The organism is Streptomyces sp. NPDC030893 (assembly GCF_055571535.1).
Genome location: NZ_JBVIFC010000006.1, coordinates 54,603 through 80,383, shown reverse-complemented (window position 1 = coordinate 80,383; position 25,781 = coordinate 54,603). Strand labels below are relative to the sequence as shown.

The 25,781-nt window shown below is 72.7% G+C and carries 28 protein-coding genes; 10 read left to right on the top strand and 18 right to left on the bottom strand.

Annotated features, from left to right (window positions below):
* Positions 1-28 precede the first annotated feature (28 nt).
* Positions 29-1,162, top strand: a complete 1,134-nt coding sequence (locus ACZ434_RS14465; protein ID WP_468455457.1) for an Mrp/NBP35 family ATP-binding protein — start codon at positions 29-31, stop codon at positions 1,160-1,162.
* Between the two features lie 75 nt (positions 1,163-1,237).
* Here the strand turns inward: ACZ434_RS14465 and ACZ434_RS14460 are convergent, their stop codons facing one another.
* The 5 genes from ACZ434_RS14460 to sigE form a co-directional block, all read right to left on the bottom strand.
* Positions 1,238-1,912: a hypothetical protein gene (locus ACZ434_RS14460; protein ID WP_468455455.1), complete on the bottom strand. Its 675-nt coding sequence runs from the start codon at positions 1,910-1,912 to the stop codon at positions 1,238-1,240.
* A gap of 225 nt (positions 1,913-2,137) precedes the next feature.
* Positions 2,138-2,578, bottom strand: coding sequence for a sec-independent translocase (locus tag ACZ434_RS14455; protein WP_468455453.1), 441 nt, complete (start codon positions 2,576-2,578; stop codon positions 2,138-2,140).
* Positions 2,579-2,713: 135 nt separating this feature from the next.
* A complete protein-coding gene (locus tag ACZ434_RS14450; protein ID WP_468455888.1) occupies positions 2,714-4,735 on the bottom strand; it encodes a S1C family serine protease in 2,022 nt (673 codons plus the stop codon).
* 548 nt (positions 4,736-5,283) lie between these two features.
* Positions 5,284-6,219 carry an anti-sigma factor family protein gene (locus tag ACZ434_RS14445; protein ID WP_468455451.1) on the bottom strand — a complete coding sequence of 312 codons (936 nt, stop codon included), beginning with the start codon at positions 6,217-6,219 and terminating at the stop codon, positions 5,284-5,286.
* Positions 6,216-6,875, bottom strand: a complete 660-nt coding sequence (gene sigE, locus ACZ434_RS14440; protein WP_468455449.1) for an RNA polymerase sigma factor SigE — start codon at positions 6,873-6,875, stop codon at positions 6,216-6,218. The genes ACZ434_RS14445 and sigE overlap by 4 nt, the downstream gene beginning before the upstream one ends.
* A gap of 277 nt (positions 6,876-7,152) precedes the next feature.
* Between sigE and ACZ434_RS14435 the strand changes: the two genes are divergently transcribed.
* A complete protein-coding gene (locus ACZ434_RS14435; RefSeq protein WP_468455886.1) occupies positions 7,153-7,851 on the top strand; it encodes an O-methyltransferase in 699 nt (232 codons plus the stop codon).
* A gap of 99 nt (positions 7,852-7,950) precedes the next feature.
* Here ACZ434_RS14435 and ACZ434_RS14430 read toward each other — a convergent pair whose 3' ends face one another.
* On the bottom strand, positions 7,951-8,118 hold the full coding sequence (locus tag ACZ434_RS14430; protein WP_003966491.1) for a DUF3117 domain-containing protein: 168 nt from the start codon (positions 8,116-8,118) through the stop codon (positions 7,951-7,953).
* Positions 8,119-8,499: 381 nt separating this feature from the next.
* On the opposite strand from ACZ434_RS14430, the gene chcB reads away from it, so the two are divergent.
* Positions 8,500-9,303, top strand: a complete 804-nt coding sequence (gene chcB, locus ACZ434_RS14425; RefSeq protein WP_468455447.1) for a 2-cyclohexenylcarbonyl CoA isomerase — start codon at positions 8,500-8,502, stop codon at positions 9,301-9,303.
* A 22-nt stretch (positions 9,304-9,325) separates the two neighbouring features.
* Here the strand turns inward: chcB and ACZ434_RS14420 are convergent, their stop codons facing one another.
* Positions 9,326-10,021: a DNA-3-methyladenine glycosylase I gene (locus ACZ434_RS14420; protein ID WP_468455445.1), complete on the bottom strand. Its 696-nt coding sequence runs from the start codon at positions 10,019-10,021 to the stop codon at positions 9,326-9,328.
* A complete protein-coding gene (locus ACZ434_RS14415) occupies positions 10,018-10,380 on the bottom strand; it encodes a DivIVA domain-containing protein (RefSeq protein WP_468455443.1) in 363 nt (120 codons plus the stop codon). The genes ACZ434_RS14420 and ACZ434_RS14415 overlap by 4 nt, the downstream gene beginning before the upstream one ends.
* A 133-nt stretch (positions 10,381-10,513) precedes the next feature.
* On the opposite strand from ACZ434_RS14415, the gene folP reads away from it, so the two are divergent.
* The gene (folP, locus tag ACZ434_RS14410) at positions 10,514-11,374 is read left to right on the top strand and encodes a dihydropteroate synthase (protein ID WP_468455441.1); all 861 of its coding nucleotides are present in this window, start codon (positions 10,514-10,516) and stop codon (positions 11,372-11,374) included.
* A gap of 72 nt (positions 11,375-11,446) precedes the next feature.
* On the opposite strand, the gene ACZ434_RS14405 is transcribed toward folP, so the two are convergent.
* Both ACZ434_RS14405 and dapE read right to left on the bottom strand, forming a co-directional pair.
* Positions 11,447-12,205 carry an LOG family protein gene (locus tag ACZ434_RS14405; RefSeq protein ID WP_468455439.1) on the bottom strand — a complete coding sequence of 253 codons (759 nt, stop codon included), beginning with the start codon at positions 12,203-12,205 and terminating at the stop codon, positions 11,447-11,449.
* A gap of 119 nt (positions 12,206-12,324) precedes the next feature.
* A complete protein-coding gene (dapE, locus tag ACZ434_RS14400) occupies positions 12,325-13,404 on the bottom strand; it encodes a succinyl-diaminopimelate desuccinylase (protein WP_468455437.1) in 1,080 nt (359 codons plus the stop codon).
* Positions 13,405-13,487: 83 nt separating this feature from the next.
* Here dapE and ACZ434_RS14395 point away from each other — a divergent pair, with 83 nt between their 5' ends.
* On the top strand, positions 13,488-14,495 hold the full coding sequence (locus ACZ434_RS14395) for a VldE C-terminal domain-containing protein (protein WP_468455435.1): 1,008 nt from the start codon (positions 13,488-13,490) through the stop codon (positions 14,493-14,495).
* Positions 14,496-14,680: 185 nt separating this feature from the next.
* On the top strand, positions 14,681-14,950 hold the full coding sequence (locus ACZ434_RS14390; protein ID WP_468455433.1) for an ATP-binding protein: 270 nt from the start codon (positions 14,681-14,683) through the stop codon (positions 14,948-14,950).
* Positions 14,951-15,053: 103 nt separating this feature from the next.
* On the opposite strand, the gene ACZ434_RS14385 is transcribed toward ACZ434_RS14390, so the two are convergent.
* Both ACZ434_RS14385 and fdxA read right to left on the bottom strand, forming a co-directional pair.
* A complete protein-coding gene (locus ACZ434_RS14385; RefSeq protein WP_468455431.1) occupies positions 15,054-16,151 on the bottom strand; it encodes a bifunctional succinyldiaminopimelate transaminase/glutamate-prephenate aminotransferase in 1,098 nt (365 codons plus the stop codon).
* 116 nt (positions 16,152-16,267) lie between these two features.
* A complete protein-coding gene (fdxA, locus tag ACZ434_RS14380) occupies positions 16,268-16,585 on the bottom strand; it encodes a ferredoxin (protein ID WP_004926152.1) in 318 nt (105 codons plus the stop codon).
* A gap of 140 nt (positions 16,586-16,725) precedes the next feature.
* Between fdxA and ACZ434_RS14375 the strand changes: the two genes are divergently transcribed.
* Together ACZ434_RS14375 and ACZ434_RS14370 are read left to right on the top strand one after the other, a co-directional pair.
* Positions 16,726-17,733, top strand: a complete 1,008-nt coding sequence (locus ACZ434_RS14375; protein WP_468455429.1) for a GNAT family N-acetyltransferase — start codon at positions 16,726-16,728, stop codon at positions 17,731-17,733.
* A gap of 17 nt (positions 17,734-17,750) precedes the next feature.
* Positions 17,751-18,611, top strand: a complete 861-nt coding sequence (locus tag ACZ434_RS14370) for a transglutaminase-like and tetratricopeptide repeat-containing protein (RefSeq protein ID WP_468455884.1) — start codon at positions 17,751-17,753, stop codon at positions 18,609-18,611.
* Between the two features lie 90 nt (positions 18,612-18,701).
* Here ACZ434_RS14370 and ACZ434_RS14365 read toward each other — a convergent pair whose 3' ends face one another.
* From ACZ434_RS14365 to ACZ434_RS14340, 6 genes are all read right to left on the bottom strand, one after another.
* Positions 18,702-20,885 carry a hypothetical protein gene (locus tag ACZ434_RS14365; RefSeq protein ID WP_468455427.1) on the bottom strand — a complete coding sequence of 728 codons (2,184 nt, stop codon included), beginning with the start codon at positions 20,883-20,885 and terminating at the stop codon, positions 18,702-18,704.
* Positions 20,886-21,079: 194 nt separating this feature from the next.
* Positions 21,080-21,451: a DUF6113 family protein gene (locus ACZ434_RS14360; protein ID WP_468455881.1), complete on the bottom strand. Its 372-nt coding sequence runs from the start codon at positions 21,449-21,451 to the stop codon at positions 21,080-21,082.
* 38 nt (positions 21,452-21,489) lie between these two features.
* Positions 21,490-22,350 carry an N-acetyl-1-D-myo-inositol-2-amino-2-deoxy-alpha-D-glucopyranoside deacetylase gene (mshB, locus tag ACZ434_RS14355; protein WP_468455425.1) on the bottom strand — a complete coding sequence of 287 codons (861 nt, stop codon included), beginning with the start codon at positions 22,348-22,350 and terminating at the stop codon, positions 21,490-21,492.
* Between the two features lie 9 nt (positions 22,351-22,359).
* The gene (locus ACZ434_RS14350) at positions 22,360-22,854 is read right to left on the bottom strand and encodes a Uma2 family endonuclease (RefSeq protein WP_468455423.1); all 495 of its coding nucleotides are present in this window, start codon (positions 22,852-22,854) and stop codon (positions 22,360-22,362) included.
* Positions 22,851-23,765, bottom strand: coding sequence for a helix-turn-helix domain-containing protein (locus ACZ434_RS14345; RefSeq protein ID WP_468455421.1), 915 nt, complete (start codon positions 23,763-23,765; stop codon positions 22,851-22,853). The genes ACZ434_RS14350 and ACZ434_RS14345 overlap by 4 nt, the downstream gene beginning before the upstream one ends.
* 220 nt (positions 23,766-23,985) lie before the next feature.
* Positions 23,986-24,468: an ATP-binding protein gene (locus ACZ434_RS14340; RefSeq protein WP_468455419.1), complete on the bottom strand. Its 483-nt coding sequence runs from the start codon at positions 24,466-24,468 to the stop codon at positions 23,986-23,988.
* A 154-nt stretch (positions 24,469-24,622) separates the two neighbouring features.
* Between ACZ434_RS14340 and ACZ434_RS14335 the strand changes: the two genes are divergently transcribed.
* Both ACZ434_RS14335 and ACZ434_RS14330 read left to right on the top strand, forming a co-directional pair.
* Positions 24,623-25,507, top strand: a complete 885-nt coding sequence (locus ACZ434_RS14335) for a helix-turn-helix domain-containing protein (protein ID WP_468455417.1) — start codon at positions 24,623-24,625, stop codon at positions 25,505-25,507.
* A complete protein-coding gene (locus tag ACZ434_RS14330; RefSeq protein ID WP_468455415.1) occupies positions 25,504-25,776 on the top strand; it encodes a DUF397 domain-containing protein in 273 nt (90 codons plus the stop codon). Before ACZ434_RS14335 ends, ACZ434_RS14330 begins: the two co-directional genes overlap by 4 nt.
* Positions 25,777-25,781 lie beyond the last annotated feature (5 nt).

Sequence of the window (25,781 nt, the reverse complement as noted above, 5' to 3'; positions counted from 1 at the left end):
GTGTACCCGGCGCCGTACCATCGTCGGTATGGCTACGGAAGACGCGGTGCGCGAAGCACTGGCGACGGTGAACGACCCCGAGATCAACCGGCCCATCACCGAACTCGGGATGGTCAAATCGGTGGAGATCGGTGCGGACGGTGCGGTCGCGGTCACCGTGTATCTGACGGTTTCCGGCTGCCCCATGCGGGACACCATCACGCAGCGCGTGACGGACGCGGTCTCCGCGCTCGAGGGTGTGACCCGGGTCGACGTGACGCTGGACGTCATGAGCGACGAGCAGCGCAAGGAGCTGGCGAACGCCCTGCGCGGCGGCCAGGCCGAGCGCGAGGTGCCCTTCGCCAAGCCGGGCAGCCTGACCCGGGTGTACGCGGTCGCGTCCGGCAAGGGCGGGGTCGGCAAGTCGTCGGTGACGGTGAACCTGGCGGCGGCGATGGCGGCGGACGGCCTGAAGGTCGGTGTCGTGGACGCCGACATCTACGGCCACTCGGTGCCGCGCATGCTGGGCGCCGACGGGCGTCCCACCCAGGTCGAGAACATGATCATGCCGCCGTCGGCGCACGGCGTGAAGGTCATCTCCATCGGCATGTTCACCCCGGGCAACGCGCCGGTGGTGTGGCGCGGCCCGATGCTGCACCGCGCGCTCCAGCAGTTCCTGGCGGACGTCTACTGGGGCGACCTGGACGTCCTGCTGCTCGACCTGCCGCCCGGCACGGGCGACATCGCGATCTCCGTGGCCCAGCTGGTGCCGAACGCGGAGATCCTCGTCGTCACCACGCCCCAGCAGGCGGCGGCCGAGGTCGCCGAGCGCGCCGGGTCCATCGCCGTGCAGACGCACCAGAAGATCGTCGGCGTGGTCGAGAACATGTCGGGCCTGCCCTGCCCGCACTGCGGCGAGATGGTCGACGTGTTCGGCACGGGCGGCGGCCAGGCGGTCGCCGACGGCCTGACCCGCACCACCGGTGCGAACGTTCCGGTGCTCGGCGCCATCCCCATCGACGTCCGGCTGCGCGAGGGCGGCGACGAGGGCAAGCCCGTGGTGCTGACCGACCCGGACTCCCCGGCGGGCTCGGCGCTCCGCTCCATCGCCGGCAAGCTGGGCGGCCGGCAGCGGGGCCTGTCGGGCATGTCCCTGGGGATCACGCCGCGCAACAAGTTCTGAGGGCTGTCGTGCCGAAGGGCGCCGTCCGCGGGGACGGCGCCCTTCGGCGTATCCGCTCAGGTCACCGCGTACGGCTCAGTCGTCGTACGCGGCGATGTCCTTGACCACGGCGAAGCCGAGACCGTACGCGCTCATCCCTCTGCCGTACGCGCCCACGTGCACGCCCGCCTGCGTGGAACCGGCGAGCACCCAGCCGAACTCCGACTCCCGGTAGTGGAACGACGTCGGCACCCCGTCGACGGGCAGGGACAGCGTCGACCAGTCCTCGCCCTCCAGGTCGTCGGCGAGGGCCCAGGCGGTCTCCGTCTGCTGCTCCAGCCAGTCGTCGCGCAGGGAGTGGTCCATCTGGCCGGGCCAGGTGAAGGACAGCAGTCCCACACCGGCGAGCCAGGCGGCGGAGGAGACCGAGGTGGCCTCCAGCAGTCCGGTGCCGTCGGCACTGCGGCGGACCGGGTTGGCGGCCACGGTCACCACGACGGCGAACTTCTCCTTGGCGTCCTGGTCACCGCCGGCCATGAACTCGCTGCGCACCGAGGGCTCGTCGCCGTGCCCGACCGATCCGTGCTCGACGGCGCCGTCGGCCGCCAGTCCGACCTGCATCAGCCAGCGCGGGCCCGTGAACGCCTCGTCGAGGCCGTACCAGGGGAAGGGCGCACGCAGGTAGCCGTCGACCGTACGCCGGGCGGAGGGGACGTGTTGTCCGTCCTCCGCGGCCGGCGCCTGCGCGACTGCCGAACTCGTCGTCTCCATGTGCCCGGACGCCTCCTCGCTCTCGTCGGACCGGGCGGCCCGCCCCCCTTCGGGCGTACTCGTCCGTTCCGCACAACGACCCGGGAAGCATAGCCACCCCGCGGCCGTGGGCCGGGAAAGCGCCCGGCGCGTGGGGCGCCCGGGCGTCCGGATCGGGCCGTACACAGCCCGTGTGGAGTATGAAACGCGTCACGTGCGCGCGGGCGTACGCCCCGGGCCCACGGGTCAGGTGGCGTCCATGTCGAAGGGCGGGCGGTCGTCGGTGGCCGCCGGGCGCTCCGGCTTCTTGGTCATGTCCACGCGACCGCCGGAGGTGCCGGCGGGGGACGTGGTGGGTTCGCTCTCCCGGCCGTGGACGGCGTCCGTGACCTCGGCCATCTCCTTCTTCAGGTCGAAGCCGTTGCGGATCTCCTTCAGGCCCAGGTCGTCGTTGTCCAGCTGCTTGCGGATGAACGTCTTGGGGTTGAGGTCCTCGAACTCGAAGTCCTTGAAATCCGGTCCGAGCTCCTCCCGGATGTCCTGCTTGGCACTGTCGGAGAAGTCCCGGATCTTCCGGATCGTGCGGCTCACGTCCTGGATGACCTTGGGGAGCTTGTCCGGACCGAAGACGAGCACGGCGAGGACGATGAGCGTGACCAGCTCGAGCGGTCCTATGTCATTGAACACCTGAAGCTCCTCGCGATGCCTTCGGTCCTCGGCCCTCGGTGCCGGCCTGTGCTCGTTGCTCTTTCCGTGGTCCGGGCCGGGTCCACGGTACCCGGCCACCCCGTATGACCGGTACTGTCCCGGCGCCCTCGTGGCTCAGTCCCCGCCGGAGGAACCGAGCACCAGGGACACCTTCCGTTCCTTCCCGTCCCGTTCCAGGGTGAGCTCCAGCCGGTCGCCGGGGCGGTGGGCGCGGGTCTTGACGATGAGCTCCTCGCCGGAGTGGACACGGGTGCCGTCGACCTCCGTGATGACGTCGCCGGCCTCGATGCCCGCCTTCGCGCCGGGGCCCGAGACGCTGACCGGGGGTCCGCCGTCGCTGCCCTCGGTGGCGACGCGGGCGCCGTCGCCGCCGTAGTCCATGTCGAGGGTGATGCCGATCACCGGGTGGGTCGCCTTCCCGGTCTTGATCAGCTCCTCGGCGACGCGCTTGCCCTGGTTGACCGGGATGGCGAAGCCGAGCCCTATGGAGCCGGCCCGGCCGCCGCCGTCCGGGTCGTCGGCGCCGTCGGCGGAGCGGATGGCCGAGTTGATGCCGATCACCCGGCCCTCGGCGTCCAGCAGGGGGCCGCCGGAGTTGCCGGGGTTGATCGGCGCGTCGGTCTGGAGCGCGTCGACGTACGACACGTCGCTGCCGTCGCCCTTCTCGCCGCCGGCGGTGATCGGCCGCTCGCGGGCGCTGATGATGCCGGAGGTGACGGTGCCGGCCAGGTCGAAGGGGGCGCCGATGGCGACGACGGGGTCGCCGACGCGCACGTTGTCGGAGTTGCCGAGGGGCAGCGGGGCGAGCCCGCTCACGCCCTTGACCTTCACCACGGCGAGGTCGTAGCCGCTGTCCCGGCCGACGACGGTGGCCTCGGCGGTGTCGCCGCTGTGGAAGGTGACGGTGATGTCGCCGTCGTCGCCGGCGGGTTCGACGACGTGGTCGTTGGTGAGGATGTGGCCGCGCTCGTCGAGCACGAAACCGGTGCCGGTGCCGGCCGCTCCGGCGCCGCTGACGTGCAGGGTGACGACGCCGGCCAGGGCCTGCGCGGCGATTCCGGCGACGCTGCCGGGGTCGCGCGGGACGTCCTCCCGGGCTGCCTGCGGGAGTTCCACGGTCCCGATGCCGCCGTTGCGCTCCAGGTACCCGCCGACGATCCCGCCGGCGCCGCCGGACACGAGCGCGATCAGCAGCGCGCCGCCGATGATCACCCGCCGGGCGCGTCTGCGCCGCCGCTTGTCGTCCATGAACACGGGCTCGGCCTGCTGCAACGGCGCCCCCGCGGCAGCCGCCCAGGGGTCGTACCGCCCCCAGGGATCGGCGGGCGCACTCTCCACGGGGTCGGGGTGCGACGGACCGGGAATCCCCGGCACCTGAGCGCCTGCCGGCGTCTGCGCGAGCGGGGCCGCGCCGCCGTGGGGTTGCACAGGCGGAGCGGAGCCTGCCACACCGGGTGCGGGCGCACCCCCCGGCCGCTGCACAGGCGGGGCCGCGCTCGCCACACCGTGCGCGGGCGCGCCACTCGGCTGCTGCGCGGGCGGAGTTGAGCCTGTCACACCGTGCGCGGGAGTACCTTCCGGGTGCTGCGCGGGCGGGGCCGGGCTCGCCATACCGGGCGCCGGAGCGCCACCCGGCTGCTGCGCGGGCGGAGTTGAGCCTGTCACACCGTGCGCGGGAGTACCTTCCGGGTGCTGTACGAACGGGGCCGGGCTCGCCATACCGGGCGCCGGAGCACCTCCCGCGTGCTGCACCGGCGGGGCCGCGCTCGCCACACCGTGCGTGGGCGTGGCCCCGGGGTGTTGCACGGGTGGGGCGGGGGCCCAGGGGCCTGGCTCGCCGTACGGCGGGGTGCTGTAGGGGTCGGGGTCGTGCAGGGGACGTACCTGTCCGTCGGCCAGCGTCGCTCCCCCGCCGTCCGGGCGCGCGAAGCCGCCGGTCACGGGGCGGGACTCGCCCCCGTCCCCGCCGGTGGCCCCGGCCGGCGCGACGCCGGAGGAGGCCGAAGCACCGGAGACGCCGTGCGAACCGGGCCCGTCGGCGTCCGTCGCCGTTGCAGCGCCATACGAACCGGGCCCATCGGCCGTATCGGCGTCGGCCGCCGTCGCAGCGCCAACCGAACCGGGCCCCTCCGCCATACCGGCGTCCGCCGTCGTTGCAGCGCCAACCGAACCGGGCCCGTCGGCCGTACCGGCGTCCGTCGCCGTCGCAGTGTCGTGCGAACCGGTCGCGTCGGTCGCGTCGGGCACGTCGGCCGGCTCGGCCGGGGGGTCCGTCGGGGGTGGGTCGGTGATCGGCGTGGGCGCCTCGGCCCCGGCGGGGGCGGTGGCTGCACGAGGTCCTGCCTCGGCGGTCGCCCCCGGCCCACTGCCTTCGTCACCGGAACCCCCGGACACCGGCGTCACGTCCCCGTCCGGCCCCCCGGCAGGGACCGAGCGCTGAGGGCGTTCGAGTTCGTAGTCGCCCTCGTGCTCGGTCGCGGTGGGCGACGGCGGGGACGGGCGGGGCAGTTCGAAGTCCCCGTCGGGTGTCTCCGGACGCACGGTCGGCTCATCCCCCGGTGGGCCCGGCTTCCCCTTGTTCATGCTCTCCCCACAGCTGGACACAGACTCGGCGCCCGGCCGCAGGGGCCTGGGCGCGCCACCCGGAATTCAACCAGGTTCGCGCGCCCCTGCGCAGTGAACGGTCAGCGGGCCGTACGGGAGGTGCTGGTGGGCGTCGGAGCCGGCGGCGTACCGGCGGTGACGAGCCCGGGTGCCCTGAGGCCCGCGGACGCGGCCCAGGCGGCCAGGGTGAGCGGCGGGGTGCCTCCCGGCGGGCCTATCAGCGGGGAGACCGCCGTCGCACCGCCCGCGGTGGGCGCCGGGATGCCGGGCAGCAGCGGTGCGGCGACGAAGGTCGGCGCGACGGGGGTCTCCCCCAGTCCGCCCTGACCCGTCAGCTGGCCCAGCAGCGGCCCGACGCCACGGCGACGTGAATCGGGCGCCGTCGTCGGGGCTCCCGCGCCCTGGGTCCGCAGCGGCGTCACGTTGCTGCCCTTGCCCGAGCCGCGCGCCTCCGTGTCGACGGGGCCGCTCGCGGTGACCCCGCCCAGGGCGATCGCGGCCAGCGACACCGCTCCGGCGGCGACGAAGGCGAACCGCAGTCCGCGCGAGGACGGCCGGTCGGTCTCGTGACGGCCGGTGTCCTGGACGCCGAGCGCCCGGCCGCTCGCCGCAGGCGCCGGCTCGTGCCGCCGGACCGGCGTGTACGCGAACTCGAAGCGCTCGCCGCGCCTGCTCCCGAAGACGCCGGAGGAGCCGAACCGCCCGGACGTGCCGCCCGGGAGCCCTCCGCCGCCCAGCGGTGAGCCGCCGTCGCCCAGGTCGCCTCCGCCGGGCAGCCCCTGGAGGCGGGCCAGGAAGCTCTCGGAGGGCGGCGGTGGCGCGGCCGCCGCGAAGACGTTCTTCAGACGGCGCTGCGCGTCCACCTCCGCCTTGCACTTGGCGCAGGTGGCGACGTGCGCCAGTACGCGCTCACGCGCGTCATGACCGAGCTCTCCGTCCACCAGGGCGGAGAGTCGGTCTCCCAGGTGCTGCTCTGCGAGGTGTCCCTCGGAAGACTTCGGCAGTGAACCGCTCACGCGCTCGCGCCCCCTCCTCCCAGTGCGGGAACACGCGGCACGAAGGAGCGGCGCTCCGCACGTGCCTTGGGCGAGCGGTGCGCGAGGGCCTTGCGCAGCTGGGAACGGCCGCGGTGGATCCGGGACCGGACGGTGCCGAGCTTCACGCCCAGCGTGGCCGCGATCTCCTCGTACGACAGTCCTTCGATGTCGCACAGGACGACGGCGGCGCGGAACTCGGGGGCGAGGGTGTCGAGGGCCTGCTGGACGTCCGCGTCGAAGTGGGCGTCGTTGAACACCTGCTGCGGCGTGGGCTCCTTGCTGGGCAGCCGCTCGGCCGCGTCGTCGCCGAGCGCGTCGAAGCGGATGCGCTGCTTGCGGCGGACCATGTCCAGGAAGAGGTTGGTGGTGATGCGGTGCAGCCAGCCCTCGAAGGTGCCCGGCGTGTACGTCGACAGGGAGCGGAAGACGCGGACGAAGACCTCCTGGGTGAGGTCCTCGGCGTCGTGCTGGTTGCCCGTGAGCCGGTAGGCGAGCCGGTAGACCCGGCCACTGTGCATGCTGACGATCTCCTCCCACGTGGGCGGAGTCCACGCCTGCCCGTCCGCGTCGCCGGAGAAGGTGGCGGTCTGGGCCGGCTCGCCGGCGCGGTCGTGGTCAGCAGCGGTGTCGTTCACGGATTTCGGCCTGCCCGCCGATCCGAGGAAGCGCCGGAACACTCCTCCGCGATCCACAGGTGCAGCCGCACCTCCCCTGTCGGCTCTGGTGGTGTCCAGTGGAGCCCCTACCATAGCCACCTCGCCCGTTAGCTCCGGATAAGCGGTTTTACGAGAATTTGATCTGGGCTGGCACGGCTCGTACGACTGCGTCAGCACTTGCTCGGCGTCCTCGTCCACTACCTACCCCCCGGTCACGGCACACACCACTTGCTCATCCCTTTAAACGACCGGTCCCATCTGCGGGTTCCCGACGCCAACGGATACAGTCACGCCCAGGCAACCACGGGGACAGGAGAGGGTCATTACCGCCAACCGGCAGACGAGCTGGGCGTTCGCCGACGCCTATGTCGCCGAGGAGGAGGCGCTGCACTGGGCCCGGGACCGGGCCCGTGACGCAGGCCTGCGCTCGGTGTCGCCCGGCACGGGCGCGGCCCTGCGGTTGCTCGCCGCCAGCGTGGACGCCAAGGCGGTCGCGGAGATCGGCACCGGTTGCGGGGTCTCCGGGATCCATCTGCTGCACGGCATGCGGCCGGACGGGGTGCTGACCACGGTCGACCAGGAGCCGGAGCACCAGCAGTCCGCCCGTCAGGCGTTCCGCGACGCCGGTTTCGCCGGCAACCGGGCCCGTTTCATCCCGGGCCACGCGCTGGACGTCCTGCCCCGTCTCGCGGACGCCGGCTACGACCTGGTGTTCTGCGACGGCGACCGGCAGGAGTACCAGGACTATCTCGCTGAATCGTTGCGCCTGCTGCGCCCGGGAGGCCTGGTCGCCTTCGAAGGCGTCTTCGCGAACGGACGCACGGTGGATTCGGGTCCGCAGCCCTCGGAGGTACTGCGGCTGCGGGAGCTGGTGCGGACCGTCCGCGAGAGCCAGGAGCTGGTGTCGTCGCTGCTGCCCGTGGGGGACGGGCTCCTCTGCGCCGTGAAGCGGTGACCGGCCGGTCCCGGCCGCCCCCCTCCGACCGTACGCAAACAGCCGCCCCGGCACCGCGTGCGGCACCGGGGCGGCTGAAAGGGTATGGTCGCTTGCGCGTCAGCCGACGACCTTCTTGAGGGCGTCGCCGAGCGCGTCGGCCTCATCCGGGGTCAGCTCGACGACGAGCCGACCGCCGCCTTCGAGCGGAACGCGCATGACGATGCCCCGCCCCTCCTTGGTCACCTCGAGCGGGCCATCACCCGTCCGCGGCTTCATGGCCGCCATGCTCGTTCCCCTTCCTGAAACCCAGCTGAAACGTCTGAGCCGACGGCCCACTGAAGGGCACCTGCGGTCCTCGAAGCAGGACACACGCCACCGGCATCGAACACATTGCTTCCAGGCCATTATCCCGCATGGCAGGACCCGATGACCAACATCAGAAGGCATCGCTTGGGCAACGCGCGCGAGCAAAACCACTCAATTCGGCGATGTGACTGCGATACTGCGCCGCCGCACACAGCTCCGGCGACCGGAAACGGACCGGAATTGTTTGACGCAGGTCACACGAAGGGCGTGGGCCACGGCCGGTGATCTCCGTCATGCTGTCCTGCAGACGGGGACGTACTCACCGGTACGTCCCGAGCCGCACACGGAGGGACACCCACCATGGCCGACACCGTGCTCTACGAGGTGAGCGACGGACTCGCGACGATCACGCTGAACCGCCCGGAGGCGATGAACGCGCTGAACGTCGCCGCGAAGGTCGCCCTCCGGGACGCGGTCAGGTCCGCCGCGGACGACGACGCCGTACGGGCCGTGCTGCTGACGGCCGCCGGTGACCGGGCGTTCTGCGTCGGGCAGGACCTCAAGGAGCACATCGGGCTGCTGATCGAGGACCGGGAGACCGGTTCGGGGCAGACCATGAGCACGGTGCGCGAGCACTACAACCCGATCGTGCAGGCGATCGCGGGCGCCGCGAAGCCGGTGGTCGCGGCGGTGAACGGGGTCGCGGCGGGGGCCGGTTTCGGTTTCGCGCTGGCCGCCGACTACCGGATCGTCGCGGACACGGCGGCGTTCAACACCTCGTTCGCGGGGGTCGCGCTGACCGCGGACTCCGGGATCTCCTGGACGCTGCCGCGCGTGATCGGCGCCGGGCGCGCCACCGACCTGCTGCTCTTCCCGCGCAACGTCTCCGCGCAGGAGGCGTACGAGCTGGGCATCGCCAACCGTCTGGTGCCGGCGGCGGAGCTCCGCGCGGAGGCGGAGAAGGTGGCCCGCGCGCTGGCCGAGGGGCCGACGGTGGCGTACGCGGCGCTGAAGGAGTCCGTGGCGTACGGGCTGAGCCACTCGCTGGAGGAGGCGCTGGAGAAGGAGGACGAGCTGCAGACCCGGGCGGGGTCCTCGGAGGACCACGCGATCGCGGTGCGGGCGTTCGTGAACAAGGAGAAGCCGAAGTACCTGGGCCGGTGAATTCGGGGCGGTGAGTTCGGGGCTACCGCGCCGTGGGAGGCCGCTGATCGGCAGGGCCCCGCGCCTCGCGAGGGGCGCTTCTCGCTCCGCACGTCTCCAAGTGGTCGTTCACCAGGCCGCAGGCCTGCATCAGGGCGTACGCCGTGGTCGGGCCCACGAAGCGCAGGCCTTGTTTCTTCAGGGCCTTCGACAGGGCCGTCGACTCCGGGGTCACCGCGGGGACGTCGGCGAGGGTCTTCGGCACCGGGCGGCCGGCCGGGTCGGGCGCGTGGGACCAGATCAGGGCGTCCAGGTCACCGGGCGCCCACTCGGCCAGCACGCGCGCGTTGGCGAGCGTCGCGTCGATCTTGGCGCGGTTGCGGATGATCCCGGTGTCGGCCAGCAGGCGCTCGCGGTCGGCGTCGGTGAACTCCGCGACCGCGGCGATCTCGAAGTCGGCGAAGGCGGCACGGAAGCCGGGGCGGCGCCGCAGGATGGTGATCCAGGACAGGCCGGACTGGAACGCCTCCAGGCTGAGCCGCTCGAAGAGGGCGTCGTCGCCGTGGACCGGGCGGCCCCATTCCTCGTCGTGGTAGGCCACGTAGTCCGGGGTGGACAGGGCCCAGGGGCAGCGGGGGAAGCCGTCCGGGCCGACGGGGGCGGCAGCCGCCTCGACCGTTCCCTCGGTCGCCGCCTCGGCCGCTCCCTCGGTCGCCGCCTCTGTCGTTCCCTCGGTCACGGCTGCTCGTCCTCACCGTGCCGGGCGGGCTTGTCCAGGGACATGTGGGCCGCGGCGGCGCGCGCGCCGGCCAGCGCGGACTCCAGGTCGGCGATCCGGGCGTCGCGCTCGGCGATCTCGGCGCCGAGGCGGCCGAGGGCGTCGTCCACGTCGGCCATGCGGTAGCCGCGGACGGTGAGCGGGAAGCGCAGGCCGTCCACGTCCGCGCGGCTGACCGGGCGGTCCGGGGGAAGGTGGTCCACCAGGCGCTCGGGGGCCGCCTCGGGCAGCGGGCCGTTGTCGCCGCCGCCCACCACGGCGAGGGTCACCGCGGCGACCACGACGGCCAGCGCGACGACCAGGAACAGGAACATAACCATCGCCGGGGCCCCCACGGTGGGATGAGTCGGAGTCGGATGTGTGGCTCCGATCGTGCCATGCGAGTCTGACACCCGGGGCCTCCGGGCGGACGGAGGCGGCCAGGGACGGACGGACGAGAAGAGGTCACGAGGGATGCTCAGGCTGGGCAGGCGGGAATTCGCACCGCACGAGCGGGTGATCATGGCGATCGTGAACCGGACCCCGGACTCCTTCTACGACCAGGGCGCCACGTTCCGCGACGAGCCGGCGCTCACGCGCGTGGAGCAGGCCGTGGCCGAGGGCGCCGCGATCATCGACATCGGCGGGGTGAAGGCGGGCCCCGGCGAGGAGGTCACGGCCGAGGAGGAGGTACGGCGGACGGTCGGCTTCGTCGCCGAGGTGCGGCGGCGCTTCCCGGACGTCGTGATCAGCGTGGACACCTGGCGGCACGAGGTCGGCGAGGCGGTGTGCGAGGCGGGCGCCGACGTGCTGAACGACGCGTGGGGCGGGGTCGATCCCCGGCTCGCGGAGGTCGCCGGGCGGTACGGGGCGGGGCTGGTGTGCACCCACGCGGGCGGCTCGCAGCCGCGGACACGGCCGCACCGGGTGACGTACGACGACGTCATGGCGGACATCCTCGACGTGACCGTGGGGCTCGCGGAGCGGGCGGTGTCGCTGGGGGTGCCGCGCGAGTCGGTGATGATCGATCCGGGGCACGACTTCGGGAAGAACACGCGGCACAGTCTGGAGGCGACGCGGCGGCTGGGGGAGATGGTGGCCACGGGGTGGTCGGTGCTGGTGTCGCTGTCCAACAAGGACTTCGTGGGGGAGACGTTGGACCGGCCGGTCAAGGAGCGGGTGGTGGGGACGCTCGCCACGACGGCGGTGTCGGCGTGGTTGGGGGCGCAGGTGTATCGGGTGCACGAGGTCGCCGAGACCCGGCAGGTGCTGGACATGGTGTCCGCGATTGCCGGGGAGCGGGAGCCGGCGGTGGCGCGGAGGGGGCTGGCGTAGGGCTTTCTCGCCCCCGCCGCCCCTTCCCGTCCCGTCCCGGGGGCTCCGCCCCCGGACCCCCGGGCTCTGCCTCTAGCGGCCCGCTTCCTTCGAGACCAGGGCGACCGCCTCGTCCACGTCGTCCGTGAGGTGGAACAGGAGGAGGTCCTTCTCCGCCGCCTTGCCTCCGGCGATGACCGATGTGCGGAGCCAGTCGACCAGGCCGCCCCAGTACTCCGTGCCGAACAGGACGATGGGGAACTGGGTGACCTTCTGGGTCTGGACGAGGGTCAGGGCCTCGAAGAGTTCGTCGAGGGTGCCGAGGCCGCCGGGCAGCACCACGAAGCCCTGGGCGTACTTCACGAACATCAGCTTGCGGACGAAGAAGTAGCGGAAGTTCAGGCCGATGTCGACGTAGCGGTTCAGCCCCTGCTCGAAGGGGAGCTCGATGCCCAGGCCGACCGACATGCCGTCCGCCTCGAGGGCGCCCTTGTTGGCCGCCTCCATGGCCCCGGGGCCGCCGCCGGTGATCACCGCGAAGCCCGCCTCCACCAGGCCCCGGCCCAGCCGCACCCCGGCCTCGTACTCCACCGAGTCCACCGGCGTGCGGGCCGAGCCGAAGACGCTGATCGCGGGCGGGAGTTCGGCCAGCGTGCCGAAGCCCTCGATGAACTCCGACTGGATGCGCAGCACCCGCCAGGGATCGGTGTGGACCCAGTCCGACGGGGCACGCTCGTCCAGCAGCCGCTGATCGGTGGTGCTCCGCTGCACCTGGCCCCGCCGGCGGAGGACCGGCCCCAGGCGCTGCTCCTCCGGTGGCTTCTTCTTACCCTCCGGGTTGCCGGTAGCCATATGTGCTCCCTCCATGTGCCAGGTCGTACCGCCTCAGCGTAGATCTACGCGGGTTACGTACGGGGGACGTCAGCATGTCCACGGGAGAGCGTTCCAAACGCACCCGTGCGCGCGTGGGCTCAGGCCGTCAACCAGGTGCGCAGCCGTTCCTCCCCCGCGAGGATCTTCGCGGTGTCCACCCGCTCGTCCCGCTTGTGCGCCAAGTGGGGGTTTCCGGGACCGTAGTTGACGGCCGGGATGCCCAGCGAGGAGAAGCGGGAGACGTCCGTCCAGCCGTACTTGGGCTGCGGGGTGCCGCCCACGGCCTCGATGAAGGCCGCGGCGGCCGGGTGGGACAGGCCCGGGAGGGCCGCGCCGCTGTGGTCATCGACGAGGAACTCGCTCACCCCGCAGTCCGCGAAGACCTCGCGGACGTGGGCCAGGGCCTCCTCCTCGGTGCGGTCCGGGGCGTAGCGGAAGTTGACGGTGACAACGCACTCGTCGGGGATGACGTTGCCGGCCACTCCCCCGGAGATCCCGACCGCGTTCAGGCCCTCGCGGTACTCCAGGCCGTCGATCACCGGGTAGCGGGGCTCGTACGCGGCCAGGCGGGCGAGGATCGGGGCGGCGGCGTGGATCGCGTTGGAGCCCATCCAGCTCCGCGCGGAGTGGGCGCGTTCGCCGGTGGTCCGCAGCAGTACCCGCAGGGTGCCCTGGCAGCCGCCCTCGACCTGGCCGTCGGAGGGTTCGAGGAGCACCGCGAAGTCGCCCTCCAGCCACTCGGGGTGTGCCTCGGCCACATGCTTCAGGCCGTTGAGGTCGGCGGCGACCTCCTCGTTGTCGTAGAAGACGAAGGTCAGATCGCGGTTGGGGGCGGGGACCGTGGCCGCGAGGCGCAGCTGGACGGCCACACCCGCCTTCATGTCGCAGGTGCCGCAGCCCCACAGCGTGCCGTCGGCGTCGAGCCGGGAGGGGACGTTGTCCGCGATCGGGACCGTGTCGATGTGGCCGGCGAGGATCACCCGCTCCGCGCGCCCCAGCCGGGTGCGCGCCACGACGTTGTTGCCGTACCGGTCGACCGTGAGGTGCGGGAGTGCGCGCAGCGCCGTCTCGATCGCGTCCGCGAGCGGCTTCTCGGTGCCGCTCTCGGAGGGGAAGTCGACGAGCTGCGCGGTCAGGCGCGCGGCGTCCAGCGTGAGGTCAAGCGGGGTGTCGGCCATGCCGTCGACCCTAACCCGGCGGGCCGCGCACGACTGTTCACACCCGGCTCACACGGAACCGTACTCTCCAGTACCTTGTACGCGTGCCAGAGCCGTCCCTTCCTTCCAAGCGCACGCGTCGCGGCCGTGTCCTCCGCTGGAGTGCGGGTCTTGTGGTGCTGTCCGCGGTCGCCGGTTACGTGGTGGTGCAGTACGACACCGGGGGTGCCCGCGGTCCGGGCTGCAAGGTCGTGTCCGGCAAGGCCGACGGCGCGACGTACGAGCTCACCCCCGAGATGGCGGTGAACGCGGCGACGATCACCGCCGTGGGCACCGCGCGTGATCTGCCGGAACGGGCCGTGACGATCGCGCTTGCGACGGCTCTTCAGGAGTCGACGCTGCGCAACATCGACTACGGCGACCGTGACTCGCTGGGCCTGTTCCAGCAGCGTCCCTCGCAGGGCTGGGGCACGCCGGAGGAGATCATGGATCCGTCGTACGCGGCGGACAAGTTCTACGAGCATCTCGAGGAGGTGCCGGGGTACACCCGGCTGCCGCTCACCGTCGCCGCGCAGCGGGTGCAACGCAGCGGGTTCCCGCAGGCGTACGCCAAGCACGAACCGGACGCCGCGCTGCTGGCCGCCGCCCTCACCGGGCGCACGGCGGCGACGCTGACCTGCGAGGGCCGCCCCGGTGCGTCGCGCACGGCGGGCCCGGACGCGGTACGGGCCGCGCTGGCCCGGGACTTCGGGCGGGACGTGCTGGAGCCGGCGGGTGCCGAGGTGGGCCGCGACGGCTCGGTGACGTCCACGCCGTCCGCGGAGGCCTCGGATGCCTCCGGCAGCGGTGGTTCCGACGGGCGGACCGTGACGATTCCGGTCACCGAGGACGGCGGCGCGGGAGCCGGGCGGAGCGCCGGCGCGCGGGGCTGGCAGCTCGCGCACTGGGCCGTGGCCAACGCCTCCGAACTGCGGATAAAGCGGGTGTCGTACGCCGGCCGGGAGTGGACCGCCGGGACCACGGACGACCAGTGGCGGCAGGACGACGGCAAGGGGTCCGCGGGGACGGTGGACGGCGGCGCGGGAGCGGTGCGGATCACGACCGTGCGGTAGGCCCGTGCGGTGGTCCTCGGGTGGACCGCGCAGGCGTGCGGGCTGTCCCCCGCAGGCGTTGTGCGCGGGCCGCGGGGTGCTGGATTGCCAACTCTTTACGCTGTCGCGCCGCAACCTTCGCGGCGGTCGTGCGGTAGTCACGGCGTCCGAGTTCTTCTGCACTTCTGCCGTCTCGAAGGAGCACCATGACCCTCCCCCTGACCCGTCGGATCGCCCGTGCCGCGCTGATCGTCGCTGCGGGAGCGGCCGCGGGGGTCGGTGCGGCCGGTGCCGCGAGCGCGGCTCCGCAGCTGCCGGCCGCGCCCCATGTCGGGCTGAACGCCCTGGACGGGGCTACCGGTGACACCGTGGACAACGTGGACAGCGTGGCGAAGGGTGTCGGCAAGGGCACGCCCGACGCGGGCGCGGCTGTGAAGAAGGCGGTGCCTGTGGTGAAGGAGCTGCCGGTCGGCTAGCGCCGGGCCTGTGCGGTGTCCGGGGTCTGGGGGTGCTTTCCTCCAGGCCCCGTTTGCCGTGCCCCGAGCCGTGCGCGGGTCTGTGCCCGTGGCGGGGCGGGGGTTACTGGGTCAGGCGGTTGGCCGCTGTCCGGACGTGGGCGTCTGTTGCCGTCAGGGCCACGCGGACGAAGGTGGCGCCTGCCGGGCCGTAGAAGTCGCCGGGGGCCACGAGGATGCCCCGGGCGGCGAGGTGGGCGACCGTGTCCCAGCAGGACTCGTCCCGCGTGGCCCACAGGTAGAGGCTGGCCTCGCTGTGCTCGATGCGGAAGCCGTGGGCGAGCAGGGCCTCGCGCAGGACGGTGCGGCGGGCCGCGTAGCGCTCGCGCTGGACGCGGACGTGCTCGTCGTCGCCCAGCGCCGCCACCACGGCCGCCTGCGTCGGCGCCGACGTCATCATGCCGCCGTGCTTGCGGATCTCCAGCAGCGGACCGAGTACCGCCGGGTCACCGGCGAGGAACGCGGCGCGGTAACCGGCGAGGTTGGACCGCTTGGAGAGGGAGTGGACGGAGACGATGCCGTCGTATGACCCGCCGTTGACGTCGGGGTGCAGCACCGAGACGGGGTCGGCCTCCCAGCCGAGTTCGATGTAGCACTCGTCGGAGAGGACGAGGACGCCGTGCTCGCGGGCCCAGGCGACGATCCGGGTCAGCTCCTCCTTGGAGAGCACCCGGCCGGTCGGGTTGGACGGGGAGTTGAGCCAGAGCAGCTTCAGGCCGGCCGGGTCCAGCTCGGTCGGGTCGTCGTACGAGACGTGGTCCGCGCGGGCGAGGCGGGCGCCGACCTCGTACGTCGGGTAGGCCAGGCGCGGGAAGGCGACCTTGTCGCCGGGGCCGAGCCCGAGCTGGGTGGGGAGCCAGGCGACCAGTTCCTTGGAGCCGACGATCGGCAGCACGTGCCGGTGGGTCATCCCCCGGGCGCCCAGCCGGTGCTCGGTCCAGCGGGTGATCGCGTCCCGCAGTTCCGGGGTGCCCCAGACCGTCGGATAGCCCGGCGAGTCCGCCGCCGCGGTCAGGGCCTTCTGGATCGGCTCGGGCACCGGGTCGACGGGCGTGCCGACCGAGAGGTCGACGATGCCGTCGGGGTGCGCGGCGGCCGTCTTCTTGTACGGCTCCAGCTTGTCCCAGGGGAAGGTGGGCAACCGGTCGGAGACTGCGGACACGGGCGGGGGCTCACTTTCTGGTCCGGCGAACGCCTCGGCCCCGTACGGCGATCGGAAGGGACCGGGCCGTACGGGACCAAGGCGGCACGTCGATGCGGGGGCCGCTTACGGGACGGCTACGCCTGCGGCGGCAGCGCGGCGATGAACGGGTGGTCCCGCTCGATCAGCCCCAGCTTGCTGGCGCCGCCGGGCGAGCCGAGCTCGTCGAAGAACTCGACGTTCGCCTTGTAGTAGTCCTTCCACTCCTCGGGAGTGTCGTCCTCGTAGAAGATGGCCTCGACCGGGCAGACCGGTTCACAGGCGCCGCAGTCGACGCATTCGTCCGGGTGGATGTACAAGGACCGCTGGCCCTCGTAGATGCAGTCGACCGGGCACTCCTCGATGCACGCCTTGTCCTTCACGTCGACACAAGGCTGCGCGATGACGTAGGTCACGCTGTCGTTCCTCCTCGATAGGGCGCTGGCGGGCCTCCTCAGGCTCCGCCGCCTGGCGCGCGGGAGCGCGGCGTCGTCGATGCCCGCCCCTAGTATCTCCGTTCCTGGGCATGATCCGAACAGGAGGGGTGAACTGACCTGTGGAAATCTCTGCCGCCGGGCGCCTCGAGGTCCGCATCACCACTGCTGACGTGGGAAAACGGGTCTCGGTACGGAGCTTGATCGAACATGGTCCCTCGGGTGAGAAGTTCACGGACACGGTGGGTGTTCTCACATCATGGGACAACGGTGTGCTGCGGATCACAAGGAAGAACGGGGAGGGTGTCCGCGTCGCGGAGTCCGCGCTGGTCGCGGGCAAGGTCGTGCCGTCCGCACCCGCCCGCCGGCGCGGTCCCTCCGTCTCGTACGAGGAGCTGGCGCGGGTCTGCGCGCGGGCGTGGCGGCCCGTGGAGAGCGAGCGGCTGGGCGAGTGGGAGCTGCGCGCCGCGGACGGGTTCACGCGGCGGGCCAACTCGGTGCTGCCGCTCGGTGACCCGGGCATGCCGCTCGACGACGCGCTGACGGCCGTACGCGGCTGGTACGCGGCGCGCGGGCTGCCCGCGTACCTCCAGACCGCGACGGGCGCGGAGGGGACGCAGGAGCCGCTCTGCGCGGAGCTGGAGCGGCGGGGCTGGGTGCGGAAGGTGTCCGTCGGGGTGTGGACGGGCCCGCTGGCGCCGGTCGCCGACCTGGGCGGGGAGCCGTCCGGGGTGGTGCTGTCGCGGGAGGTGGACGAGGCGTGGCTGGCCCGCTACCAGCGCAAGGGCGTGAGCGAGGTGGCGCTGCGGGTGCTGGGCGCGGGGCCGTCGGTGTGGTTCGCGACGGTGCCGGGCGAGGGCGCCCCCGCCGCCATCGGGCGGTGTGTCGTGGACGGGCGGTGGGCCGGGTTCGCGGCGGTCGAGGTGGACCCGGCGCGGCGGCGGCAGGGGCTGGCGACGGCCGTGATGGCGGCGCTGGCCCGGAAGGCGCTGGACGAGGGGGCCTCGGCGGCGTGGTTGCAGGTGGACGAGGACAACGCGGGCGCGCGGGCGCTGTACGCGCGCATGGGGTTCGCCGTGCACCACGCGTACCACCACTATGGCGCCCCGGAGGGTGAGGGAGCGCCGTGAGCGGGCACGAACCGGGTATGCGCCTCCCGCACCCGCCGCCGCCCGGGCGCTCCGCCGAACTGCGCCGGCGGTTCGCCGAGGAGGCCCGCAGCGAGCGGCCCGGCCTGTCCGCGCTGTGTCTGCTGGTGGGCGCGGTGGCGGACGGCACGCTGGACGAGACGGGCCTGGACGCCGTGGAGGTGGAGCTGGACCGGCTGGCCGGTGAGCTGCCCTACCGTCCGGGTTCGCCGCACGCGTGGGCGCGGGCGCTGCGGGAGCTGCTGGGTGAGCGGTACGGCTTCCAGGGGCGGCCGGAGGACTACCAGCGGCTGGAGTCGTCGCTGCTGCACGAGGTGCTGCGGCGGCGGCGCGGGCTGCCGATCCTGCTGTCGGTGGTGTGGATCGAGGTGGCGCGGCGGGCGGGGGCGCCGGTGTACGGGGTGGCGCTGCCGGGGCATTTCGTCGTCGGGTTCGGGGAGCCCGGGGCGGGCGCGGGTCAGGTGCTGGCCGACCCGTTCGACGGCGGGCGGGTGCTGAGCGGCGCGGACGCGGAGCTGCTGGTCGCGGGGGCGACGGGCGCTCCGCTGGACGCGTCGATGCTGACGCCGGCGGGGACGCTGGACGTCGTCCTGCGCGTCCTGAACAACGTACGCGCGTGGGCCGCGGCCCGTCCGGAGCGGTCGGACGTGGGCCTGTGGGCGGTGGACCTGTCCCTGCTGCTGCCGTCGCACGCGGCACGCCTTCGCTACGAGCGGGCCCGGCTGCTGGTGCAGCGGGGGGAGTTCGCGGCGGGGGCCGGCGAGCTGGAGGCGTACGCGGAGGTGGTGGAGGCGGTGGACGAGGGGGCCGCGGCCCAGGTGCGGGGAGAGGCCTTCGCCGCTCGGGCGATGCTGAACTGACGGCACCGCGCCGTCCCACTGGGCGACGGGAGCGACGCCGCACGGATCGTGCGGCGCCGCTCCCCTACGTGCGCGCGGGTGCGTGCCGGGTCAGCTCGGGTCGGTCTCGATGACCGCGACCCGGTCGGTCTTGCTCATCAGGGCCTGGCGGAGGGCGCCGTAGACGTCCTGCGGGGTGACGGCCGTCTTCTCGCCGTTGCCCCGGGTGATGAGCACGCCGTCGAAGGTCTGGCCGTACAGCTCCTTCAGGGCGTTCAGGTCGGGCTTGTCGACCAGTTTCCCGTTCACGGCCTCGACCCTGAGGAACTTCCACAGGGACTTCTCGGGGCTCATCGGGATCGAGTGCGCCGGGTCGGTCTGCACGGTCACGATGTCGGACATCGCCGGCTCGGCGAACTCCTTCATCATCCGGTCGACCTCGGCCTTGGAGACCTTGGGCTGCTGCGGGGCCGTCGGCACGTTCACCGCGGCGGCCGAGCCGGTCTCGACCTGGGTGCGGTACGCCTCCGTCACCACGCCCGACGCCTTGGCGACGTCGATGCCCTGGCCCGCCTTCGGGTACACGGGGACGGCCTTGCCGGACTCGAACGTGATCGAGCCCTCGGTCACCGATCCCGAGCCGCCGGCGGCGCTCTCCAGGGCGGCGGCCAGCTTCTCCTCGTCGACGGGCATGACCGGGTCGACGACGCGCTGCTGGCCGAAGAGGGAGCCGATCACGTTGACCGGGTTGTAGTCGCTGGTGGCGGCCGCGCCGGCGGTGGCGTCGGTGTCGAACTGCAGGCCGGCGTTGTCCGGCTGGAGCTCGACGGTCTTGCCGTCGACCGACAGCTTCAGCGGCTTGTTCAGCCGCTCCTCCAGGGCGGCGTCCAGCTTCTTCACCGCGTCGTCGCGGGTGCCGCCGCCGATGTCGACTCCGAGCACGGTGGTGCCCTTGGGCACGTCGGAGCTGTTCATCAGCAGACCGGCACCGTAGGCGACACCGAGCACGACGACCACACCCGTGCCGAGCAGGACGAGCTTGCTGCGCCCCTTCTTCTTCGGGGGCTTGGCGGAGCTCGCCGGGGCCGGGGAGGCCGGCTCGGGCCGCTTCGGGGGCGGCGTCTGCGCACGGGGACCGCCGGGTCCCGACCCGGGCGCGTCGAAGGCCGCGCTCGCGGGAACGACCGGGATGCCGCTGGTGACGGTGTGCCCGGAGACGTTGTCGTGGCGGGGCCCGTAGCCCGGGGTGCCGGGTTCGGCGGGCTGCTGGGGGGTGAGGATCGCGGTGTCGTCGCTGAGCCCGGCGCCGGGGACCGAGGGCGCGCCGGGAAGACCGCCGCCCTGCTGTGGCCCGGCGGGACCGGCGGGACCGCCGGGCGGGACCATCGGACCGTTGCCGGTGACCGGGCCGCCCGTGGGTCCGGCGGGGCCCTGCGGCCCGCCCTGGGGCCCCGTGGGCCGCCCGGGACCGCGCTGCCCGGGGCGAGCGCCGGGACCGTCCTCCGGGAGGAACGGCGGGTCGTCGCGGCGCGGCTCGGCGGCGCCCGGCCGGGTGCCGTTGCCCACCGGACCGCCGGCCAGCGCCTCGGTCACGTCGAACGAACCGGTGCCGCCGCCGTGCCCGGGGGCGACGGGACCGCCGGTCGCACCGGTCGTACCGGTCGGCCCGGAACCCGTCGTACCGCCCGGACGGGGACCGCCCGGCGCGCCCATGGAGCCGACCACGCCACCCGGCCGCCCTGCACCCGGCCGCGCACCACCGGGCGCGGCGGGAGCGGCCGGTGCGCCGCTGCCCGAACCTCCGGGAGCGCCGCTCCCGTTGGCGGAGCCGCCGCCCTGAGTGCCCTTGCCCGAGCCTGACTTGCGCGGCGCGAACCAGTCGCTGGCCGGCTTCTCCTCGGCCGCCGGCTTGGCGGACTGAGCGGACTGAGCGGACGGGGTGGACTGGGCAGGCCGGGTGGGCAGCGCGGGCAGGGCGGGAGGCTCGACCGCTTCGGCCGACGGGGCCGGAGCCGGCGCGGCGTCCTCGGCACCCGTGGAGCCCTTGCTCTCCGCGTCCGTGACGGGCTTGCGCACGACGACCGGCGGAATGGGCCGCGATCCGGGGATGTTGATCCGGATCCGGGTCGTCAGCGTGGTCTCGGTCTTGCGTTCCTCCGGCCGCTCGGCCGAACGGCCCGCGTTCGTACCCTCGTCCGGAATCGCCGGAATCCCGTAGGGCGGGGTGCCCGACGGGTAGGCGGCTCCGCCGCGCCCGTTGGGGCCGGAGGACGGAGTGTCAGTTTCACGACTCAAGGCAGGTTCTCCCGGTTGGCTCCGCCGCCCGTCACGACCTCACGGTGGGGGTCCCCCCTGCTCGGGCGAAGCCGAGAGTTCGAGGGAGGCTCGGCGGCGCGCACCACCTTACTGGCCGCGTCCGGCCCGTATCCCAGTACCGCTGGCGAAACCCACACCGGACCCGCACCGCCGGGACACGGCGAAGTGGTACGTCACTTGCCAAGTCGGGCGGGGTCGCCGTCCGGTTGCCGCCCGGCGCCAAGGGTGGCGCAGATCACAGCCACGGCGATGCCGCCGAGCAGGAAGAGATACGATCCGGCTCCCGCGGCGAACAGGAAATCACCTTCCGGACGGCTGGTCGTCAGCAGGATGACGACGATCATCCACCCCGCGGCGACGGCGACGCCACCGCCCCGGCCGCGCATCAACCGGGCCCCTCCCAGGACGAGTCCGGCCTCACCGGCGAGCGCGAGCAGCAGCCCGCCGGGAAACCACCCGGGCTGCACGAGCGCCCCCGCCACACCGGCGACGGCGCCGAGCACCAGCAGCCCCAGGTAGGCCGCGGCCCGCCCGGCGGACGGCATGCGCAGCGGCTGCGCCAGCGCGGGCGCACGCTCCCCGCTCACCGCGCGACCCCGGCGAACAGGTCGCTTTCCCAGCCTTCCGGCACTTCGGGGCGTTTACCGCGTACCAACTCGTAGTACTCGGTGGTGAAGAACGGCTGGGCGAGGTCGTTCGACAGCACGAAGTACGGCTCGGCGACGGTGATCTGGGTGGCGTGCGCGCGCATGGCGGCGGCCTTGGCGGAGGCGTACGCGGTGCCGTCGATCGCGGCGGTGATCCGCCCGTCGTCGACGACACCCGGTACGTCGTCCAGGACGCCCGCCTTGTCGAAGGGAAGCTCCGCCAGCTCGTCGTCGAGACGCGCGAACAGCTCCTCCCCCACGGATCGCGGTACGCGGTTCCAGTACACCTTGGGCACGTCCCACCCGGCGTCGGCGGCGAGCTCGACGGCGCGCATGGCGACGCGGTGGGTCTGGATGTGGTCGGGGTGGCCGTACCCGCCGTTCTCGTCGTACGTGACGAGCACCTGCGGACGCACCTCCAGGATCACCTCGGCGAGCAGCCCGGCGGCCTGTTCCACGTCGGCCTGCCAGAAGCAGCCGGGGTCGTCGTTGTCGGGCAGGCCCATCATCCCGGAGTCGCAGTACCGCCCGGCCCCGCCGAGCAGCCGGAAGTCGGTGACGCCGAGCGCCCCCATGGCCTCCCTGAGCTCCCCGAGCCGGTGCCCCCCGAGGGCGGCTCCGCTCAGATGCCGCAGCCCGGGCGGGATGACCTCGCCCCGCTCCCCGAGGGTGCAGGTGACCAGCGTCACCTGGGCGCCCTCGGCGGCGTACCGGGCCATGGTCGCGCCGTTGTTGATCGACTCGTCGTCCGGATGGGCGTGCACCAGCATCAGACGCCGGGAGGGCAGTTCCGTCATGCCCCCACCCTATGAGGCACCGGCGCCCTGGTAGCGCGGCAGGCCGCGCGTGGAGATGGTCCACTCCCCGATGGTGACGTCCTCGCCGTGGACGAAGTCCTTGCGGACCGCGTAGCGGGGGCCGTCAGGGGTGGCGTGGATCTCGTTGAGGACGGCACCGGTGCCGGTACGGGGATCGATGGAACCCTCGACGTCGAGGTCGGCCCAGGCAATCACCATCACGTCGGGGTGCCGCATGATGCCCTCGCACTCGTCCTCGACGTCAGGCTTGCCCGTATGCGCGACGAGCTCCCCCGGCACCACCTTCTCAACGCGCTTACGCAGGTGCAGGGTGGTCAGCTCGTGCGGACCACTGGGCGCCGCCATGTCGTGGACGATCCCGTTCTTGGTGATCTCGAACTTGCCCGGGACCGTGTCGGCGTCACCCAGGGACTCCACGACAGTCCGCATGGCCCGATAGACGTGGGAACCGCTCCGTCGCGGATCCCCGGGTGCGACGGTCATGCGGTCGCTTCTCGTCGGCAGTCGCGGCAGCGGCCGGGCTCGGGGGCGCGGAAGGGGCGGTCGCAGCCGTCGCAGTCCTGCATCGGGAGCCGGGGCCGTGCGGGCGGCAGTGGGGCGGCCGGTTCGCGGTACGGGGCCGGGGGCGGGAGCTGGGCGGTCAGGCGGTGGGCCAGGAAGGCGGCGGGGCGGTGTACGCCCTCGGGGGGCAGGTCGGCGGTCAGGGCCCTGCGTACGGCGGCGGGCGTCACGTCGCGCTCCAGCCAGGCAGCCACTCCGGGGGTCAGGTGGGCCGTGTCGGTGGCGGAGAGCAGCAGCTGCGGGTGGTGGCGGCGGAGGTCCGCGAGGAGGTCGGCGGCGGCCTGGAACAGGGCGGGGACGTTGCACTCGGGGCGGGGTACGGCGGGGAGGGGTTTGCGCTCACGCGGTGCGGCCTGCGGTACGCGCTCCTCGCAGGGCTGCGGCGGACGCGGCTGCGACGGTGGTTCCGCTGCCGGGGGCCCGGGGTGGGGGTGGTTGCGGGCCGCCGCCGGCTGGTTGCAGGAGACCGTACGGCTGACGATGCAGCCGTTGGGCGTGCGGTGCCGTTCGCGGCGCAGGTAGCCGTGGCGCTCCAGCTCGCGCAGGGCGGCGGCGATACGGGTCGCCCCCTCCGGGAACCGGGCGGTGAGGCTCTTGATGTCGGCCGGGGCGCCCTGGGGCAGCGACTGGAGGTGCACGCCGAGCCCGATGGCCAGCAGGGAGAGCTCCGGGTGCTGGGCGAGGTGGTTGCCGACCACCGTGAAGCGGGTGGTGTGTGGTGAGTTGTCGTGGTGGAGCCCGCCGCCTGTGCTGCGGTGGACCCGGTTCGAGTGGCTGTTGCCCGCACGGCGGGCCTGGGCGCGCGGGAGCACGCTAGGGTTCTGGATACCCATCGGGAAGCCTTTACCTTCCTCGGTGGTCAGGCCCTCGCATCCGGGATTGCAGTCCCTGCGGGGGCCGTCTCATGTGTGCAGTGGTCGTTGGCCTGAGCGTCGGGCCTCGGAGGGGCGAAAATCCAGCCGGAACGGCGATGTTCACCCGCCCGAGTGAGTACGGCCACAGGCGGAAGGGTCGGGTTTGGTGGGGGTGCTTTCCCCCGGGGTTCTTTGTCTTTCAGTCGCCGAGGGCACCGGAGCACGGGGATGCGGGCTCCGGTGGCGTGAAGCCCAGTTCGGCCCAGACGGTCTTGCGGGGGAACCACCCCTCCGTCACACCCCAGCGGTCGGCCAGCGCCTCCACGAGCAGCAGGCCACGGCCCGACTCGGCGTCCGGGTCCGGCACGTGCGGCTCCGGCATCAGATCACCGCGCGTGTCCGTGACCTCGACGCGCAGCGTGCAGCCGATCACGTACAGCGTGAGCCGGAAGCTGCGGCCGGGCAGGCGGCCGTGCGTCGCCGCGTTGGCGGCCAGTTCCGCGATGACATGGCTCGCCCGTTCGTGCGGAAGCCCCCAGCTCCGGAGCGTGTCCACCGCGAGCAACCGGCCGAGACGGGCGCCTCGCGGCGTGGACGACAGCAGCACGCTGAAGTTCCGGACGGGGCCGTCGGGTTCGGATCCTGACCCGTGCTCGGCGATTCCCTGAGTTTGCTGATTCACATCACCGAGCGTGGCCGACCGGACATACTGAGATAGGTAATTGAGCTGTTACGTAGAGCTACGGTCCAAGATTCGGCGGGCTCTGTCCGCGCTGTCGAAGTAGCTCCTGCGAACGGCTCGGAACAGTACGTCGCACCACAACGGAGGGGCACAGATGTCGGTGAGCAGTGAGGCGGTGCGGGCCGGGACCGAGATGGACCAGACGGACGAGCCGGGCTGGGAGGTGGACCCGGACGACGACTGGGCACTGGCCGTGGTGGCCACGGTGGGGCGGCAGTTGCGGCTCCGCCGGGAGGCGGCGGGCCTGCGGGTCAACGACTTCGCGGCGGCGGCCGGATACGGCGCGGATCTCGTGTACAAGATCGAGACGGGGAAGCGGATTCCTCGGCCGGAGTACTTGGACACGGCCGACGAAGTCCTGAACGCCGGTGGCCTCATCGCTGCGATGCACGAGGACGTGAAGAGGGTCCGGTACCCGAAGAAGGTTCGGGATCTCGCACAGTTGGAGGCGCGGGCGGTTGAGATCAGCCTCTACGTGTGCCACAGCATCAGCGGACTTCTCCAGACCCCCGATCACGCACGGGCAGCGTTCGAGTCACGGCAACCCGCCTACAGTCAGGACGAGATCGAGCGGATGGTAGCTGCTCGTGTGGATCGCCAAGCCATCTTCTGCAAAGACCCGGCGCCCACGCTCAGTTTCGTCCTGGAAGAGGCCCCTCTACGGCGTCCGCTCGGAGGCACAATGGTGTGGCGCGGACAGCTGGAGCACCTCCTCGACGTGGGCAGGCTGCGTTGCGTAACGCTGCAAGTGATGCCGACGCACTGCGAGGCACACCCCGGCCTGGACGGGAAGATCGAGTTGCTGAAGTTCGAGGACGGTTCAGCAGTGGCACGCTGCGAGGGAGCCTTCAACGGCCGTCCGGTCTCGGACGTCCGGCAACTCCGCATCGCCGAACTACGATATGGCAGCATCCGCGCGCAGGCTCTCCCACCTCGGGAGTCGCTGGCATTCATCGAGGAATTGCTGGGGGAAACATGATCCGCAAGGTCTCCGACTGCTGCACTTCAGGCCTCGCGTGGTTCAAGAGCAGCTACAGCGACGGCAACGAAGGCGACTCGTGCGTCGAAGTCGCGGGAGCTTGGTTCAAGAGCAGCTACAGCAGCGGCCCTGACGGCGAGTCCTGCCTTGAGATCGCCACCGCCCCCGCCACCGTTCACGTCCGTGACTCCAAGAGCCTCGACGGCCCCCAACTTGCCTTCAGCCCCGCCGCGTGGAGCGGTTTCCTGCCGTACGCGGTCGAGGGCTGATCCGG